This window comes from Microcoleus sp. S36a_B3 (assembly GCF_036700745.1).
Classification (GTDB): domain Bacteria; phylum Cyanobacteriota; class Cyanobacteriia; order Cyanobacteriales; family Microcoleaceae; genus Microcoleus.
On record NZ_JAUBPN010000053.1, the window covers coordinates 1 to 17,887 of the forward strand.

The following is a 17,887-nucleotide window of genomic DNA, read 5'->3' on the forward strand; positions in this document are numbered from 1 at the left end:
GCGGATGTCAGTGTGACATTTGGCGGTGTAATATCGGCAGTGCGAGTTAGTTGAGTGGCGGCGGTATTGTTATTACCGACTGTATCAATCGCTGTAGCTGCGGGAATATCTACGGTGACATTACCAGTAGCAGTTGGTGTAACGGTGAAACTGTAATTGCTACCAGTACCTGTAAATCCGCTAACAGTGCCGTTAGCAACAGTCACGTCGGTGTCGGTAAATCCTGTGACATCTTCGCTGAATGTTGCTGTTACTAAAAATGGTGCGTTTGTGGTTGTTGGTGATGCTGATGTGAGGGCAACTGTGGGTGCGGTAATATCGGCGGTGCGAGTTAGTTGCGCGGCTGCGGTATTGTTATTACCGACTGTATCTGTGGCTGTAGCTGCGGGAATATCTACGGTGACATTACCATTCGCAGTTGGTGTAACGGTGAAACTGTAATTGCTACCAGTACCTGTAAATCCGCTAACAGTGCCGTTAGCAACAGTCACGTCGGTGTCGGTAAATCCTGTGACATCTTCGCTGAATGTTGCTGTTACTAAAAATGGTGCGTTTGTGGTTGTTGGTGATGCGGATGTTAGGGCTACTGTGGGGGCTGTAATATCGGCGGTGCGAGTTAGTTGAGTGGCGGCGGTATTGTTATTACCGACTGTATCAATCGCTGTAGCTGCGGGAATATCAACTGTGACATTACCAGTAGCAGTTGGTGTAACGGTAAAACTGTAATTGCTACCAGTACCTGTAAATCCGCTAACAGTGCCGTTAGCAACAGTCACGTCGGTGTCGGTAAATCCTGTGACATCTTCGCTGAATGTTGCTGTTACGAGAAATGGTGCGTTTGTGGTGGTTGGTGATGCGGATGTCAGTGTGACATTTGGCGGTGTAATATCGGCAGTGCGAGTTAGTTGAGTGGCGGCGGTATTGTTATTACCGACTGTATCAATCGCTGTAGCTGCGGGAATATCTACGGTGACATTACCAGTAGCAGTTGGTGTAACGGTAAAACTGTAATTGCTACCAGTACCTGTAAATCCGCTAACAGTGCCGTTAGCAACAGTCACGTCGGTGTCGGTAAATCCTGTGACATCTTCGCTGAATGTTGCTGTTACGAGAAATGGTGCGTTTGTGGTGGTTGGTGATGCGGATGTCAGTGTGACATTTGGCGGTGTAATATCGGCAGTGCGAGTTAGTTGAGTGGCGGCGGTATTGTTATTACCAGCGGTATCGGTTGCACCGGATGCGGGAATATCAACTGTGACATTACCAGTAGCAGTTGGTGTAACGGTAAAACTGTAATTGCTACCAGTACCTGTAAATCCGCTAACAGTGCCGTTAGCAACAGTCACGTCGGTGTCGGTAAATCCTGTGACATCTTCGCTGAATGTTGCTGTTACGAGAAATGGTGCGTTTGTGGTGGTTGGTGATGCGGATGTCAGTGTGACATTTGGCGGTGTAATATCGGCAGTGCGAGTTAGTTGAGTGGCGGCGGTATTGTTATTACCAACGGTGTCTATGGCTGTAGCTGCTGGGATATCTACGGTGACAGCGCCATTCGCAGTGGGTGTAACTGTGAATTCATAAGTTGTACCGCTAGTTGTTGTAAATCCGCTAACAGTGCCGTTACCAACTGTCACGTCAGTTGCAGTAAATCCTGTGACGTTTTCGCTGAAGGTTGCTATTACTAAGAATGGTGCGTTTGTGGTGGTTGGGGATGCGGATGTGAGGGTTACTGTGGGTGCGGTAATGTCGGCAGTGCGAGTTAGTTGAGTGGCGGCGGTATTGTTGTTACCAACGGTGTCTATGGCTGTAGCTGCTGGGATATCTACGGTGACAGCGCCATTCGCAGTGGGTGTAACTGTGAATTCATAAGTTGTACCGCTAGTTGTTGTAAATCCGCTAACAGTGCCGTTACCAACTGTCACGTCATTTGCAGCAAATCCTGTGACGGTTTCGCTGAAGGTTGCTGTGACTATAAAGGGTGCGTTTGTGGTGGTTGGGGATGCGGATGTGAGGGTTACTGTGGGTGCGGTAATGTCGGCAGTGCGAGTTAGTTGAGTGGCGGCGGTATTGTTGTTACCAACGGTGTCAATCGCTGTAGCCGCCGGGACATTAACTGTGACAGCGCCACTAGCAGTTGGTGTAACTGTGAATTCATAAGTTGTACCGCTAGTTGTTGTAAATCCGCTAACAGTGCCGTTACCAACTGTCACGTCAGTTGCAGTAAATCCTGTGACGTTTTCGCTGAAGGTTGCTATTACTAAGAATGGTGCGTTTGTGGTGGTTGGGGATGCGGATGTTAGGGCAACTGTGGGTGGAATGGTATCAATTACTAAAGCTTTGTTGGCACCCAATGAGTTGACTGCACCGGGAGTTGGCAATGTTAAGATGGCATCACCATTGGTGGCATTCTTAATCGTACCGCCGCTTAAAGATAGGGCGGTGGTGGAAAGATAGTCTAAGTCGGGAGTGTTATCTCCGGCTGCAATTGGGTAGCGAAAAGTGAGAGTGTTGGTGCCGGTACCTGAGAGATAATTAGCCACAGGTGTTGCACCTGCTAAAGTTAGTCGCGGTGTACCGGTAACGTTGACTATTGCAGAGAATTGAACGGTGATGTTGATGTTTGTGCCGATACCGTAAGTCCCGTTTGGGGTGGCTGCACTGACGCTGGTAATGGTGGGGAAGGGATTAACGGTGATGTTGGCGGTTTCTGTTGCACTGCTGAATACGCTGGAGGTAGTGTTGGTGCTTCTGTCTGTGGTGTAGTTGGCGGTAGTGCCATTGCTGCCGGTGATTTGATCCCAGGCGGCAAAGGTGATGGCGTTGGTGACAGTGCCGTTGAAACCTGGGTTGGGTACAAATCTGAGGCTGGTGTTGGCATCACTGGCTAGTAGTAAGGTGTTGGTGGCAGAAACGGCTGGGGTGTTTGTCCAGGTAGTGCCATCGGTGGTGTATTGCCAAGTGCCGTTTGCGGTGTCTAGGGCGCTGATGGCGATGCCTTGTTTGGCGCTGGTGTTGGGATCGGTGATTTTTGTGCCGCCGAGGTTGGTGATGATGGTGGAGATGAGTGTGCCTGTACTGGCGCTGTCGTTTTGGTTTTGGGGGTTGAGGATGGGTGTGCCGCTGTTATCCAAGGTGGGGGAGTTGTTGACTAAGACGGTGACGGCGATGGCGCTGCTGGTGCCACTGCTGTCTTTGGCGGTGTATTGGAAGGTGTCTACGCCGTTGAAGTTGGCGTTGGGGGTGTAGAGGATCTCTCTACCGGAGTCGATCGCGATCGCTAAGACTTGACCACTCGCATTGGGGTTAAAGGTAGCATCGGCGACACCTGTGCTGGGGTTTAATTTGGCGATTCTGTTACGGGTACTGCCGCCGATGGTGGTGAAAGCGCCGCCCACTATGGGGTTGCCACTGCTGTCTAGGGCGATCGCACTGACATTACTATTCGCATTGGGGTTAAAAGTAGCATCGGCGACACCTGTGCTGGGGTTTAATTTGGCGATTCTGTTACGGGTACTGCCGCCGATGTTGCTGAATACGCCGCCCACTATGGGGTTGCCACTGCTGTCTATGGCGATCGCATTGACATTACTACTCGCATTGGGGTTAAAGGTAGCATCGGCGGCACCTGTGGCGGGGTTTAATTTGGCGATTCTGTTACGGGGTTGTCCGCCGATGGTGGTGAAACCGCCGCCCACTATGGGGTTGCCACTGCTGTCTATGGCGATCGCATTGACTTGACCACCCGCATTGGGGTTAAAGGTAGCATCGGCGACACCTGTGCTGGGGTTTAATTTGGCGATTCTGTTACGGGTACTGCCGCCGATGGTGGTGAAAATGCCGCCCACTATGGGGTTGCCACTGCTGTCTATGGCGATCGCATTGACTTGATTATTCGCATTGGGGTCAAAGGTAGCATCCACACTCCCATCGCTATTCAACCGAGCGATTCTGTTGCGGGCTTGTCCTCCGATGGTGGTGAAAATGCCACCCACATAAATCCAGTCGTTGATGATGGCGGTGCCGTTGGTGGGGGGGGTAGTGATGCTATTCACCGAGACGCGGGAACTCCCGGTGTCGTTGGCGAGCACGTCGATGGTAACTTGGGGTGAGTTGACTGTAATGGCTTTGCTGTCTAGGTTGGCGGTGGCTGGTAGGATGTAGTTGTAGCTTTTGAGGGCTTCGGGGTTTAACGGTGTTGATGTTTCTATAGCACCTGTTTCTACTTCTAAGTTCCAGTCTCCACCTAATTCTGCATTGCCTGTAATATTATTCGATGCTGCTACATCGGCTCTTGTTAATTCGCTCAGTTCTTTAACAAATTTAATTCCTATTTCTCCTGCTGCTACATCGCAGCCGTAGAGGTGGATATCGCCATTTTCTGTTAAGGCATTTCCCCACTGTTTGATCTGAGTGCTGAAAGTTGCTATCTCTTTGTCATTGAGGGTGTCTGCGCCGAGTTTTAGGCTGCCTGGGCTGCCGTGTGAAAGGATGTGTATGGCTTCAATATCTTTTTGAGTTGCTAAGGCGTTTGTAATTTGGTCGATGCCGCTTAACTTGTCATTTAAAATAAAAATTTGAGCGGCATCGGCATTTTGAATGAGGCTTTGATAATCTTGTACAGAAGAGTCAACGAAAATAATTTGCTTGTTGGCGGTTGGTACGTTCATTATTGCTGCAATCCTTTATATATATCGTTTACATTTGAATCTGGCTCTTGTTGGAACCCCCGCGTCGAAGCTTAAGTTCTCCTTATGAGGACTTAAAAATTTATTAGTTTTACTACTCCAATCAATCGGGCGGTAAAATTTTTAGCTTGTTGCGCTAGATTATTAAATAACCTCGAAACATCAAAGGCCTTGTGCCGAATCAGTAGCTCCATGCTGTCCATAATCCCAGCAATGTTTCTGACACAGCAGATAACTTTGGCTTCCGGAAATAGTTCCAGAATTAAGGGTAATTTGCTAGATCACAGGAGATTGGTGTCGAAGATCACTTCTTTTTCAGCTTGCGGGTGGTAATAAGCTGAAAAAATGCTCATAATCAGTGTCCGTTCTTGCAGGGCTGTTTCATTTGTATAAATTTATTCCCTAACAATATTTATAATTTGCTGCTTCCTGGTTGCGCTAGCCCAATTGCGAAAGATTAGTTTCGCAAAATGTCCGAAGGCTTTTCCCCAAAATGCTGCTGGAAATATTTTGTAAAGCGACTAGGATTGTAAAAGCCATAATTAAACGCAACTTCTGTAATCGTTTTGTTGCTCTCAATTAACTCCATACGAGCGGCTTCAAGTCGAGCAGTTCGCAAGAATTGACTGGGAGAGACACCGTAATAACGAGCGAATGCTGTTTGCAAAGAACGACTGCTACAGTTCATGGCGGAAGCAATTTGGGCAATTGTCAGCTCTTTTTTCATATTTGCTCGGATGTATTCGGCCGCCTCTCGCACGCGGGCGATCGAAATTTCGGATACTTTAATAATCGATGGTTCTAAAGTGTTGTAAGATGAACCTTGGACTAAGGTAGAAAAAATGGCGGTTTCTAAATTGTCAATTACCAGTGGATGTCCGTTAGTGTCAATCAAATTCAACAGCATTATGACCATTTGATATAGCGATCGACCGTAAAGAGTAGTGCGATCGATAACTTGCAAAAGGTTAGGACGTTCAATGGATTTGTCAAGATACTTGCTCAGTTCAGTTGAAAATCGAGCTTCATCTATATAAATTGATATTGCGCTGTATGTGGCTGAGTCCTGAAGATGGATTAGTTCGCCTCCCGGCTGAGTTATCAGCAAATTTCGATCGTTCACGAGGAATTCGTTAGACCCAACTTTCAATAAATTATCGCTGTCATAAAATGTGAAACCTATTTTTCCAAGAAAAGTATATCCTGCGGTATATGTACTCCCAGCTTCCCAAACAACACTCACGAACTCGAAGTTTTTTAACTTAGCAAGCCGCCATTGAATTTTGTAATCTTTGGAAGAGAAAGTATGTTTAGTAATACCCGATACTTGATTAAGATATATCTCTGGATCGTTGATTTCAATATTTAAATCCCAGACCATCATCAAATCCCCATATTTTACACCTACAATAAGTTATATCAATTATGTGTAAATATTTACACCTGTTCTGGGGTTTTTTACGGAAATTATCTCAGGTCAATGTGGGCGAGTTTGTGAGATTCTGGGTTTTAGGCAATTATGGTTGGTAAAACCCGCCCCTTGCAACTTGTCAATCTTTTTCTGAGTTGCTATGCTGTAGACACTCTGTATATACATCCTTAAAAAAAGGGTGAAGTCCTGAGAGTGATATCGCTAACTAGAGGATTAGGCTATGATTGGGACGATCGCCAAATGGGGAAACAGTCTTGCTGTTAGGATTCCACAGCATTTAGCTAAAGAGATTAACTTAGCTGAAGGTTCCCAAGTGCAGCTTGTGTTGATAGATGGTAGGCTGACGATCGAGCCGATCGCTCGCCGGCGTTATTCGCTTGAGGAGTTAGTTGAGGCGATTACCCCAGAGAATCTTCATACCGAGATTGATAGTGGAGTTGCTGTGGGGAATGAAGTTTGGTGACACCATCAAATCCCTACATTCCGAGTCGAGGTGATATCGTTTACTTAGACTTTGATCCAACAAAGGGACACGAACAAAAAGGACTTAGACCTGCTTTTGTACTGTCACCTCGTGCTTACAATCAGAAAAGCTCTTTAGCTTTATTTATGCCGATTACAAAGCAACAAAAAGGGTATCCTTTTGAAGTTCCCCTACCGACTGGATTGAAAGTTCAGGGAGTAATTCTTGCCGATCAAATCAAGTGTCTAGACTGGAAAATTCGCGGTGTTCGATTCGTTGAGTCTGTATCTGAAGATGTGATTGAGGAGGTGCAAATCAAAATTGAGCCATTGTTACTGTGAGGTTGGGTGGGGGCGGGTTTACGAGATAATCGGTTTTAGGCAATTATTGTTGGTGAACCTGCCCCTACGTTTTGGATATATAATAGACATCTCCCAAAAAGGCTGTTAAGAACAGGCAAGATGCCTGTTCCACAATATAATTATGGGAGATGTCTATTATAAAGATTTTCTAGATTATATGAATAACGACACAAATTTCAATACTGTACACGAACACGAGATTTTTGGCGATCGCGATTTGCCATCTTGGTTAACCCAACAACAAATCAGCCTCGCTAGCACTACCTATCAAACCTGCAGGTTAATGTTAATCGGCGCTGTGCCAGAAACGAACAGAATCTCGGCTTTTTGGCGAATATTCGATCGCGCAATGGGACTTTACTGCACGCCGGAACGCCTCTATTTAAGTTCAAAATATCAACTGTGGCAATTAGATAATGTCTTAGAATCCGGGAAATTATACCAAGGATACGATAAATTATATATACCAAGAATTGGTTATACTACAGGAGATATCGACATTCACGATATCGCTGTCGATAAAAATAATCAAATCATTTTTATTAGCACTTTGTTTAATTGTATCGCTACTTTGAGCGATCGGCACAGTTGCAAACCTCTCTGGAAACCGGGTTTTATCTCACAATATATCAATGAAGACCGCTGTCACCTCAACGGTTTGGCGATGGTGGAGGGGGAGGCGAAATATGTTACAGCTTCGAGTCAGTCGGATGTGGTGGATGGCTGGCGCGATCGCAGAAAAAATGGCGGTATAGTTATTGATGTCGAATCTAATGATATTATTGTGACGGGATTGTCGATGCCGCATTCACCTCGCTGGTATCGAGACAAGTTGTGGTTGCTGAATTCGGGGAGAGGGGAATTAGGATATGTGGATTTAGACACAGGGAAATTTGAGGCGATTGCGTTTTGTCCGGGATATGTCCGAGGATTGGCTTTTTGGGATAATTGGGCGATTGTTGGCTTGTCGAAACCGAGGGGCGGTGACAATACTTTTAGCGGTTTGGAATTGGATGATTTGTTGGTAGCTAAGGATGCTGAGCCTCGCTGTGGTATGATGGCGATAGATTTGACGACAGGGGCGATCGTTCATTGGTTGCGGTTTGAAGGAATTGTCACGGAACTGTATGATGTGCAGGTGATTCCGGGGGTGCAAAAGCCGATGGCTTTGGGTTTTCAAACTGATGAAATTGCTCAGTTAATTACTTTGGAATTGTAAACCGCAGATGCGGGCCGATGGACGCGGATTAACGCGGATAATTGTTAACAGGATGTACGCAGAGGGTGTGATATCAAGTCCGAAATCTCAATCAACCCGCCCCGCGACTGGGGCGGGCTGAATTCTCCCCCATTTTCAGGCCCTCAGCAGTTGTTTAGAGGCTGATTCGCCTGCGAGTCGGAGTTGTCGCCTCAATTGCAAGTTCAGCAGCACCAAGACAGTCCACTGGCCGAGTATCGAGAGAAAAATGGTATGTGGTGAGGCGCTCCCCACAATCAAGCCCCCAAGGACTGAAAAAAGCCACATGAAAGGAGCTTTTTCTGGGGTGAGGGAAAGCATAGATAGAATAATTGGTGGCAAAATGATAGCGCCTCCGACTGTAAAAACCGCCAAAATTTCCTGGTTTCGGATTTTTGCAAACAAGAATAGCTGGGTGACTGTGGCGTAAATCATCAGGATATTCACGAAGAGAATCATGAATAAAAAGGCATTGCGCGATACCAGTATCTCAGGTATAAAAATCACTGTTGAAATGAAAAAATTGATGGCTATCGCAACTTGTGCCGGACTTTTTCCGCTCCAAATTAAATCGAGTATGGGGTATCTGCGCCACAACTTCTGATTGCTGGGAACGATTTGTTTCCGATACCTTGCCCAATCAGACAAAGCTTGTCTTTCAGGAGTTAAAGCAGCAATTAAAGCTAATAACAGCACGAAATTCATGAACAATAAATACAAGGTGTTTTCGCTACTTGTGATTTTGGATTGCAGTGCAAATCCTAAAATTATTGACTGAGAGCAAATCACCAGCAAATAACTTTGCTTTTTGCTCAAAACAGTGGCGGTCGGGTTGGGAAAGCGGCGCTGCCATCCCTGCCACATCCAGTAGGTTGCAACCGCAGAAATCAATAAAGATAAGGCGGTACAAGCCAAAAGATTTTCGCCAACCTGCAAATTAAACCATTCGACATGGGTGAATTTATTAATTAACCAACTAAGGTTAGAATCTGATGACGGATTAACGTGAGAAACTACCTGTTTGAAGACAGCAGCCGGAGACAAAAATGTCAGAAAATCAGCAGCATTGCCGAATGACGATACATTAAAAGCTGTGGTAATAAAAGTCAAAACCGCAGCGCTAGCCAACCAAGGTTGAAACCCTCCCAACCAACTGGTTGTTAAGCCAAATAGCATCGCGCCGCTGTAGAATAAAGCACAGCTAGCTACCATTGCTATGTCGAAAGATAAAATATGATGCAGAGGTATTTGAGCTGCTAATCCGCTGTAGAGGTGCAGCGGTACAGCCAGAATTGCTGCGAGATACAGTAAAATTGGGACACCGAGAATTTTGCCGAGAAAAATTGTGGTGGCAGATTGGGGACTGAGGCGAATAAAGTTGAGCGTGCCCCGGCGTTCTTCTTTGTCTAAGTCGCTCACTAGCATATAGGTGCCTGCTACTAATAGCACGATCGCACTAAATACACTCAGATAAACAAATATTTGCAGCCACCAAGACGGCCAGTTAATGATGAAATTTCCTGCAGCATCTTGGATACATTGGGTGTGATAACCTTGGGGATTACCATCAAGTCCAGCGCAGAATAGGTTGTGAGTGGGGTAATTGCCCTCAGCAACAGGAGAGACAACGGGTATCTGGGCACTCCAAAATAAAAACAGCACCAGTTGAGCGCTGAGAGAAAGAAAGCTGGCGATCGCAATTTTGCCTATTTTCAGCCGGCCTTTGATTTCTCGGAATAACTGGGAATTCCAGTTACCGATTGTGTCTAGTATGTTGAGATTCATAGGTAATAGTTTTGAGTAGTTATTGAAAAAGTCGCCCTAAACTGTCAACTGTCAACTGTCAAGATGCTTGTTTGTGTCCCATCTTCAGGAAGATGGTTTCTAGGTTTTCTTGAGTGCAGTGAAATTCCGTGAGGGGAATGTTAGCATTGACGAGCGATCGCAATAAATTCGCTGCATCTTCCCGGCTTCCTGAAAAATGAGCGCACACCTGCTGAGTTTCCGGCAATATTTCCCAACTTTCTACCCAAGGAAAGTTTTTGAGTTCGGATGTCAGCGCTGCTAAATCGCCCAAAGTTGACAGGAAAATTTGCTGTTTTCCCAGTCGTTTGTAAAGTTCTTGCAAAGGGGCGCTTTCGACAAGATAACCGAGTTCCATAATTCCCACCCAAGTGCAAAGTTCGGCTAAATCGCTGAGAACGTGGGATGATATGACTACGGTCATGCCGGCTTGTTGCACAGCTTTGATGATTTCGCGAAATTGCGATCGCGCGATCGGATCTAAACCAGAAACTGGTTCGTCTAACAGCAGCAACAGCGGTTCGTGAATAATAGTTCGTCCCAAACTCAGTCGCTGTTTCATCCCCCGCGAAAGAGTGGAAATTAAGCTGTTGCGCTTGTTGGTTAATTGCACGAGTTCTAAAACTGCATAAATGCGTTCTCGACGGCGGGGTTGCCGCAAGTTGTAGAGTCGAGCAAAGTAATCTAAATAATCCCACACAGTCAGGTCGTCGTACAGGGGAAAGTCGTCGGGAAGAAAGCCGATGTGCTGTTTTAGAGTGGGGTTAGATCGATCGCGCAACAAGGGACAGCCGTTGATATAAATCTCCCCTGTAGTAGGTTCTTCAGCGGCGGCTAACATTCGCAGCAAAGTAGTTTTGCCGGCACCGTTGGGGCCGATCAGCCCGCAGATTTCGCCGGCGGCGACTTGCAAGTCGATGTCATTGACGGCAATATGGCGATCGAATTGTTTCGTGAGTCCGCGAGTTTCTATTGCTAATTCTTTTGCCATATTTTAAAGGCGAGTGAAATTGGCTGCGGTTCGTGCCTAGTTCCAAAGCTTGCAACTAGCTTAGCCTTTTGATACAGCAGTTGTCACCTGCATTTCGCAAAATAAATTGTTAAGTATTAAAAAGATTTTGAATTTTGGTAAGATTGGGAAAAAGGTAATTGCTAATTGGTAAACTTATTGCGTGATTTTTTGAGGGATTGGGAAACCGCAGATCGAGGCAGATTAACACAGATAAACTGTTACTCATATAGATTGTGTATGGCGATTGAGGGGGAGAGGGGGAGAAAGGGAGAGGGGGAGAAAGTCCGATGGGGATCGGATTTTTGATTGTCATCAAAATATACAATTTAAATGCACAACAGCTTACACGCAGATGTTTTTCAAGATGTGAAAGGGTAAGATTTTAGAAGAATTATTTACACGCTTTTTATTAGAGAACAGATAAAGCATTTAAAGCAGCGCCAGATCCTTCAAGCAACGGCGCGTTAACTCGATTCTAGCTGCGGCATCGTTTGTACTGCGAATGTCAATGTTTGTGGCAAAAAAGTAAGCATTTGTATTCTGCTCTAAATAACCGACATACCAGCCGATTTCAGCCTTTGTTTGTTCTCCAAAGCCAGCCCAACCTGTTTTTGCCCTGATTGTGTAATTGGGAGTTTGTTCGACAATCATGATGTCTTTAACTAGAGAGAGCGATCGCTCGGAAAAGGGTAAGTCGTTTTTGTGGAGACGGCGCAAGAATTGAATTTGTTGATTGGGTGTGATTCGCAGTTCTCCCTCTAACCAAAATTTATCAATATCATCTTTTTTTCCAATATTTTGGTTGCCGTAATCGGCTTTGGCTACCCATTTTTGCATTTGTTCGTGTCCGACTCGGCGCGCGAGAACTTGGTAAAACCAGACGGCGGAAAGTTTGATGGCTTCTCTCATGTTCAAGTCTCGATTCCAGGCGGGAATTTGCCTTTGAATTCCATCCCAAGTGAGAATTGCAAGTTCATTGGAAATTACGCCTGTTTCTAAGGAAATCAGGGAGTTGAGAATTTTAAATGTAGATGCGGGTAAAAAAGCTGTGCTGTTGCGCTGCGGGTTGTGTTGATAAAGCCGATCGCCATTCAAGTCGTAAATGGCGATCGCCCCTTCAACCCCTAATTCTTGAAAGTGCCGTCCAAAATTGGTTATTTGAGCAACATCTCCTTGTCGGTGCGGAGATTCCAGCGCTGGAGTTGGTGCGGTTAATGCCGATTGCGATGGCTGAATTAAAACAGTAGCAATGCAGCTTAATACGATTACAATCAGAGCGAGCTCGCGAAATATTCTGTTCATAAATTTTGATGTACCGGGTGCGTCAGAATTAGGCTGTGTGGGAAATAATTAGATTTTTGGCTTGACGCACCCTACAATATATGCGATCGTTGTGTAAGTTATCAACTACAAAACTGCCATAATAGTTAAGGCGACTAAGCAGCTTAACTGAATTGCCAAACTCACAATCCGAAATTTGGGATCGAGGCCGGCAATGTGAATTATTGAGTGTACCAACCGAAAGACGATGTACGTTACAATCAGCGCGTCTACGGCTGTTCCTGAAACACTCCTAACTGTTAGTAGAAAAACCACTCCCAAATACAAAGGCAGGTTTTCTACCAAGTTGGATTGTACTCGAAATAGTCGCCACAGCAAACTTTGATCGTTTGGTGTGCCGAAATCTTTGGGAGAGCCGCCGGCAGATAGATGCCGAATCCTGACGGTTAGCAGCATGACTACAACTGCGATCGTCCACAGGATGAAAATTGCTAAACCCCAAAGCGGGAAGGTCATATTTGTTTGTTCGATTTGGATCATTTTTTTACCTTGCGAAACTATCGCACCATTGTATTGAGCAAATGTTCGATCGCACCCGGTAGATTTTCGCACAAACCAGTGTGTACCCTAGATGTTTGAACGATCGTGCTGCGGGGCGCTACGAGCCAGTGAAAGCGCTCTCTGTCGGGAAGTTGACCGATCGCGCCAGATTCGGAGCCGCCCGCACAAATGACGGGAATCACTGCTAGGTGGTTGCGAATCAGTTCCAGATCCAAGGTTGAGTCGATCGCCCTCAAGCGCTCTTCGTCAATTTCGATCCGGGCTTCGAGAAATTTTTTGGTACCGCAAGAAACGATCGCCCCGACGTTGATAAATTCTTCGCGATCGACTTTGGGAACGACGCGGATAATGGCATAATCATACAGAAATCGAGCGGGCACTAATCGCTTCCTCCAAAAAAATATGTGTTGATTCTAGCCGGTTTAGCAGGTACTCAATATAAGCATCGCGATGCTGGTTGCTGTCGGTGAAAGGCGAATTTCCCACCAGCCAAACATCGGGAATCAGTTGAACGATGTTGCGAATAATTTCTGGGGTTAGCATCTGAGTCATCTTGAAGTTTGCAGCTTCCAGATTGCTCGCAAAACGCAGCAAAACGTGGTCTTTAATTGCGGGAAAACGATCGCGGCTGCGGGAGAGATAATCTTTCCAAGTGTGGTGGAAATACATCGCCGCACCGTGGTCGATCAGCCACAGCCGACGGTGCCATACCAGCATATTGGCATTGCGCGGCGTGCGATCGATGTTGGTGACAAAAGCATCGAACCAGACAATTTCCGAGGCCAGATCCGCCTCAGATTTGCCCGCTACGGGGTCAAAGGTGATGGAACCGGGAAGATAGTCAAGGGCGAGGTTGAGGCCTGCACTAGCGCGAATTAAATCTTGAATTTCCGGGTCTGGTTCCGTGCGCGCGAGTTCGGGATCGAGTTCCACAAACACGAGTTCGGGGATTGGTAGCCCGATCGCGCGCGCAATTTCCCCGGCTACTAACTCCGCGATTAAAGATTTTGCTCCCTGACCCGCACCGCGAAATTTGAGTACGTACATACCCTCATCGTCGGCTTCGACGATCGCCGGTAGCGAGCCTCCCTCGCGCAAAGGAGTGACATATCTGGTAGCATTGACTGTTCGCAAGCTGGGACTCATTCTATTTTCGATTTTAGATTTGGGATTGAAGAATTGGACTAGACTGCTTGTATAAAATTTTGATTGAGTCAACTGCAGATGTCAGGCAGATTGACGCAAATCAACGCAGATACATTTTTATTTAAATAGTATAACTTGATAGCAATTATAATATAATTATGTACAAATTTGCGGCGGCTTCTGAGGATGAATTAGTTGTGTTTGGTGCGGCAAAACCGGGATACGGCGATGCAGAAGTTGCTCGGTGGATTGATTTTATGCAGCGACAGAAGATCGATCGAGTTTGCTGTTTGCTTGCTGAGACTCAACTCGTCCGCTATGGTGATTTGCTGGGAAGCTATCGAAATGTTTTTGGGGGCGATCGCGTTTGCTGGGCTCCGATCGCCGATTTTGAATTTGCCAGTCGCGAAATTTTAATCGATCGCATTTTACCGTTTTTGGCATCTGCAGATAGCGCGGGCGAGCGGGCGGTAGTTCACTGTGCCGGTGGAATCGGGCGCACAGGACACGTCTTGGCTGCTTGGTTGGTTAGCGGGCGGGGATTTTCTAACCAAAAGGCGATCGCGGCTGTCAAAAAAACTGGCAGAAATCCCTATGAAGCTGCGATCGCTGCTTTTTTGAAAGGTCGAAATTCTTGGCAAGTTGCTGGAGAACTCGATGCTTTGTTAGATTGCTGCCGCCGTGATTTTGGGAAGTAACATACCCCCTTTACGATCGGGCGGTTGAAACCGCGTCTGTACCAACAATGATATCAAATCCTCTCTTCATCGGAAGAGTAAATTCACAGTTAACAGTTGACTGTTAACAGTTAACAGTTAACAGTTAACATCATTCCGATGCAACCGGAAACGATATGACTAATGACTAATGACCAATGACCAACAACCAATAACTAATAACCAATAACTAATAACCAACAACCAACAACCAACAACCAATAACTAATAACTAATGACTGCTCAATTGGGCCACCACGGCTTCGGTGAAGGGAACCGGCGCATCAAGCTGCAACCAGTGGCTGGTTTCGGGTATGACGGTGGTGGCAATTTCGGGGCGGAGTATGTGGAGGCTGAAGGGCCATGAGTTGGCGGGTGCGAGCACTGCTGCGATTCGCGCGCCCGGAGTTGCTAAGTAGCGATCGATCGCACCGACCGCGCTGTAAGCAAACATACCTTTGTACATACCGATCAGCCGATCGCGCGGGGTGGATGCGAGGCGCGCCATCGTAGTCTCGCGCGTCGCAGCCGTAGCGCCTTCGAGGGCTTGGGCGAACTTTTCCTCTGCAGCAGCGCGGTAGCCGTCGCCCGCCAGCGCTGCGAGGAAAGGAACCATCTGTTCCTCGTACACCGACGGCGGCAGGTAGTTAAAGTCACCGGGCGGATCTGCGAGAATGACGCGCGTCACCCGCGTTGGCGCGGAGGCGGCCGTGGCGAGGACAACAAATGCCCCGAAACTGTGCCCGACAAGGGCTACTTGCGGGAGATTCAGCGCGTCGAGGACGGCGATGATGTCGGCGGCGCAGGAGTCGGGGCTGTAGTCGCCGTCTGCAGGCGGATCGGATGCGCCGTGACCCCGGAGGTCGATCGCCAAAATGCGCTGGTTTTGACCGAGATTTGCTCGCAAAAGTGCGCTCGTCTCGTCCCAGACTCCGATGTCGTAAGCCATACCGTGTACTAACAGGACGGGGATGGCTTGTGGTTCTTCGCCACTTACCGCGCCCGTGTCGGTGAGATTGAGTCGCCCCGCAGGGCCCGCGACAGTTGTCAGGTGCATAAAATGCCTCGACTTCTACAAGGACACAACAATGTTTTATTCTTAAACAATTTTGACTTCAAATTCGGCACCACAACATTCAAATATGGATGCAGGTGGGCTGTGGAAAGCGGGCTAAAATGTCATCGGCGCTACAGGTTCAATCTCTCCATTAAAACCTCCCACCTGATTTGTTCGCAACACCCAAGCTTCCCCACCCTGTTCGAGAAAGGCTTGAGTCACTTCATCGCTTGTCAGACGCGGTAGAATTGTGCGCCAACTCAGCAAACTTCGGCGAATCTTTTGCAGCGGACGATCTTCTAAAGTGCTGCCCAAAACTTCAGCTTGATTCTTCCAGTCGGCGCGTGCGGTTCCACAGGGTAACAGCAGCCTTTTTAACTTTTTGCTCAACTGTTCTAACTGCTTTAATTTATCTAATTCTTCGGGGTGTTGCTGTTTCGATGCTTCGATATTTGGGAGAGACAAAAGCGATCGAGCAATTTGCCGCATTGCTGCATACAAAGCTTGATTGGAATCTTGAGTGCAATTGTAGTCAGGCCCAACAAACGTCCCTCCGGTGCCATCGCCAATCCGGTAACGAGCCGCCATGATTTCTAACTGGTAAATCAATCGATCGAGCGGCGATCGCTTCTGGCCGTCCTGGGTTTCATACTCGCTCGTGAAGGGATCGAATTCGATTATCGTATCGCAAACCGGGCGCAAACCCAACCAGCCAAACTGTCTGTCGCCCATGTAGCGCGACCAATGCAAACTCCCAGCAATCAGCCCTTCCTTGTTGTGCGTATAGATTTGGTGATAAACAATATCAAATCGCAGTTCATTCGCCAGCGGTTCTCGCACGACTGTCGCCAGTCCGTAAGCAAAATGCCCAAAGTAGAGCGGAGTTTTAGTAGCTGGTTCTGCTTTTTTGCCTCCAATCCCACCATAGGTGTGAATCAGTAAGGCTCGTTTTCCTTCGTGCCAATTAACTGGATTTCGATTTGATTTGAAACAAAGCAATGCCTTGCTGGTTGTTCCCTTCTGAGCTACCAGATTGCTCCAATTCTCGTGTTTGAGGTAGTGTTTAACTGAGGTTTTGCCTGCAATCTGTCGGTCAACTTCAACCTGCAACAAACTCCGAGGCGCGATCGCCTGCACGACAAATCGCCCCGATCGATCCGGCGCACCGTAAATATACCATCCAGTTTCATTTAGGGGCGATTTCTCAATGTTTTTGCTGGTGGAGGAAGGAGTCTGATTGCTATTGGCAATTACTGGAGGCAGGCTAACTATTTCTTGGACTCCCGCAAATTGTCGCGAGGCGCGATCGAAGTGAATTACCTCAAACAAATCACCGTTCGGCTGAATCGATCGCACAAATTTCACTAACCCGTAATAACGTCCGGTAATTTGCACTGGTTCGCAAGCAACGGTCAGAATGGTGTTTTGTGCAAATTGTTCCACACCCACGGGTTCTTGCAGCATCACAATTACATCATCGTGAGGATGCGAACCTGCGATCGACTCTAGGGGATTAACTTGTCGCCAGTGATTGAGCCTGGTTGGGTGAACTTTGCCTTGTTGTTGGCTGCGTTCAGCTTGAGGACTGAAATGCACGTCTTTCGTCACAGCCCGAACGTAGGCCTGCACCAGGCGATCGTCACTAAAGCGCAGGATCGCAATTTGTCCCACCAAATGCTGAAATTCACAAGGCGCGTGATGAATTTCAAAAAACGCGCCTTGAATCGTTTGCCGTTGGTGAATGGCCGGCAAAATTAATCGCCCCATCCAAGGCGCAATGGGGCGGTAATATTCGGGCGACACAGATTGATCTATTGGATAAAACTCCGGTCGATTGAAAGCCGCTTGCTGGTAGCGTTCGTAGTTACTCAATTTGATGGGGGATGGGGCATGGGGCATGGGGCTTAGGGCAAACCGGGCATAGGGCATAGCTCACTTTTGTGAGAACCGCTATAGCCGTTGACAGTTGATTGTTGACTGTTGACAGTTTACAGTTAGATAGTACGAGCATCAAACTGTTTTCGATCGAAGGTGAGCGTCCTCTCAATCTGGAGGTTATCATAAAAATGGGTCTAAAACCCCATGCTTCTAGCACGGCTTTGCTGTATGCTTGTAGTAGTGGAAAGGTAATC

Annotated in this window: 14 protein-coding genes; 4 read left to right on the plus strand and 10 right to left on the minus strand. The window is 47.1% G+C overall.

Features of this window, described 5'->3' with window-relative positions; genetic code table 11:
* Together QUA01_RS26525 and QUA01_RS26530 are read right to left on the minus strand one after the other, a co-directional pair.
* A partial coding sequence (locus QUA01_RS26525) for an Ig-like domain-containing protein (protein WP_333265939.1) occupies positions 1-4,667 on the minus strand: 4,667 nt, incomplete at its 3' end.
* Between the two features lie 475 nt (positions 4,668-5,142).
* A complete protein-coding gene (locus tag QUA01_RS26530; protein WP_333092484.1) occupies positions 5,143-6,069 on the minus strand; it encodes a helix-turn-helix transcriptional regulator in 927 nt (308 codons plus the stop codon).
* Between the two features lie 268 nt (positions 6,070-6,337).
* Between QUA01_RS26530 and QUA01_RS26535 the strand changes: the two genes are divergently transcribed.
* The 3 genes from QUA01_RS26535 (at position 6,338) to QUA01_RS26545 (ending at position 8,161) form a co-directional block, all read left to right on the plus strand.
* On the plus strand, positions 6,338-6,580 hold the full coding sequence (locus tag QUA01_RS26535) for an AbrB/MazE/SpoVT family DNA-binding domain-containing protein (protein ID WP_333092486.1): 243 nt from the start codon (positions 6,338-6,340) through the stop codon (positions 6,578-6,580).
* A complete protein-coding gene (gene mazF / locus QUA01_RS26540; protein WP_333092488.1) occupies positions 6,577-6,921 on the plus strand; it encodes an endoribonuclease MazF in 345 nt (114 codons plus the stop codon). The genes QUA01_RS26535 and mazF overlap by 4 nt, the downstream gene beginning before the upstream one ends.
* A gap of 178 nt (positions 6,922-7,099) precedes the next feature.
* Positions 7,100-8,161 carry a TIGR03032 family protein gene (locus tag QUA01_RS26545; RefSeq protein WP_333092489.1) on the plus strand — a complete coding sequence of 354 codons (1,062 nt, stop codon included), beginning with the start codon at positions 7,100-7,102 and terminating at the stop codon, positions 8,159-8,161.
* Positions 8,162-8,296: 135 nt separating this feature from the next.
* Here the strand turns inward: QUA01_RS26545 and QUA01_RS26550 are convergent, their stop codons facing one another.
* From QUA01_RS26550 to QUA01_RS26575, 6 genes are all read right to left on the minus strand, one after another.
* A complete protein-coding gene (locus QUA01_RS26550; RefSeq protein ID WP_333092490.1) occupies positions 8,297-9,964 on the minus strand; it encodes a hypothetical protein in 1,668 nt (555 codons plus the stop codon).
* A 58-nt stretch (positions 9,965-10,022) separates the two neighbouring features.
* On the minus strand, positions 10,023-10,973 hold the full coding sequence (locus tag QUA01_RS26555) for an ABC transporter ATP-binding protein (protein ID WP_333092491.1): 951 nt from the start codon (positions 10,971-10,973) through the stop codon (positions 10,023-10,025).
* A 450-nt stretch (positions 10,974-11,423) separates the two neighbouring features.
* Entirely contained in the window at positions 11,424-12,296 is an 873-nt protein-coding gene (gene blaOXA / locus QUA01_RS26560) for a class D beta-lactamase (protein WP_333092492.1), read from the minus strand.
* A gap of 105 nt (positions 12,297-12,401) precedes the next feature.
* Positions 12,402-12,815, minus strand: a complete 414-nt coding sequence (locus QUA01_RS26565; protein WP_333092493.1) for an MAPEG family protein — start codon at positions 12,813-12,815, stop codon at positions 12,402-12,404.
* A gap of 17 nt (positions 12,816-12,832) precedes the next feature.
* Entirely contained in the window at positions 12,833-13,216 is a 384-nt protein-coding gene (locus tag QUA01_RS26570; protein ID WP_333092495.1) for a DUF3037 domain-containing protein, read from the minus strand.
* Positions 13,194-13,982: a HipA family kinase gene (locus QUA01_RS26575; protein ID WP_333092496.1), complete on the minus strand. Its 789-nt coding sequence runs from the start codon at positions 13,980-13,982 to the stop codon at positions 13,194-13,196. Before QUA01_RS26575 ends, QUA01_RS26570 begins: the two co-directional genes overlap by 23 nt.
* A 158-nt stretch (positions 13,983-14,140) precedes the next feature.
* On the opposite strand from QUA01_RS26575, the gene QUA01_RS26580 reads away from it, so the two are divergent.
* Positions 14,141-14,680, plus strand: a complete 540-nt coding sequence (locus tag QUA01_RS26580; protein WP_333092497.1) for a protein-tyrosine phosphatase family protein — start codon at positions 14,141-14,143, stop codon at positions 14,678-14,680.
* 250 nt (positions 14,681-14,930) lie between these two features.
* Here the strand turns inward: QUA01_RS26580 and QUA01_RS26585 are convergent, their stop codons facing one another.
* Together QUA01_RS26585 and QUA01_RS26590 are read right to left on the minus strand one after the other, a co-directional pair.
* A complete protein-coding gene (locus tag QUA01_RS26585; RefSeq protein WP_333092498.1) occupies positions 14,931-15,755 on the minus strand; it encodes an alpha/beta fold hydrolase in 825 nt (274 codons plus the stop codon).
* A 114-nt stretch (positions 15,756-15,869) separates the two neighbouring features.
* Positions 15,870-17,684, minus strand: coding sequence for an abortive infection protein (locus QUA01_RS26590; RefSeq protein WP_333092500.1), 1,815 nt, complete (start codon positions 17,682-17,684; stop codon positions 15,870-15,872).
* Positions 17,685-17,887 lie beyond the last annotated feature (203 nt).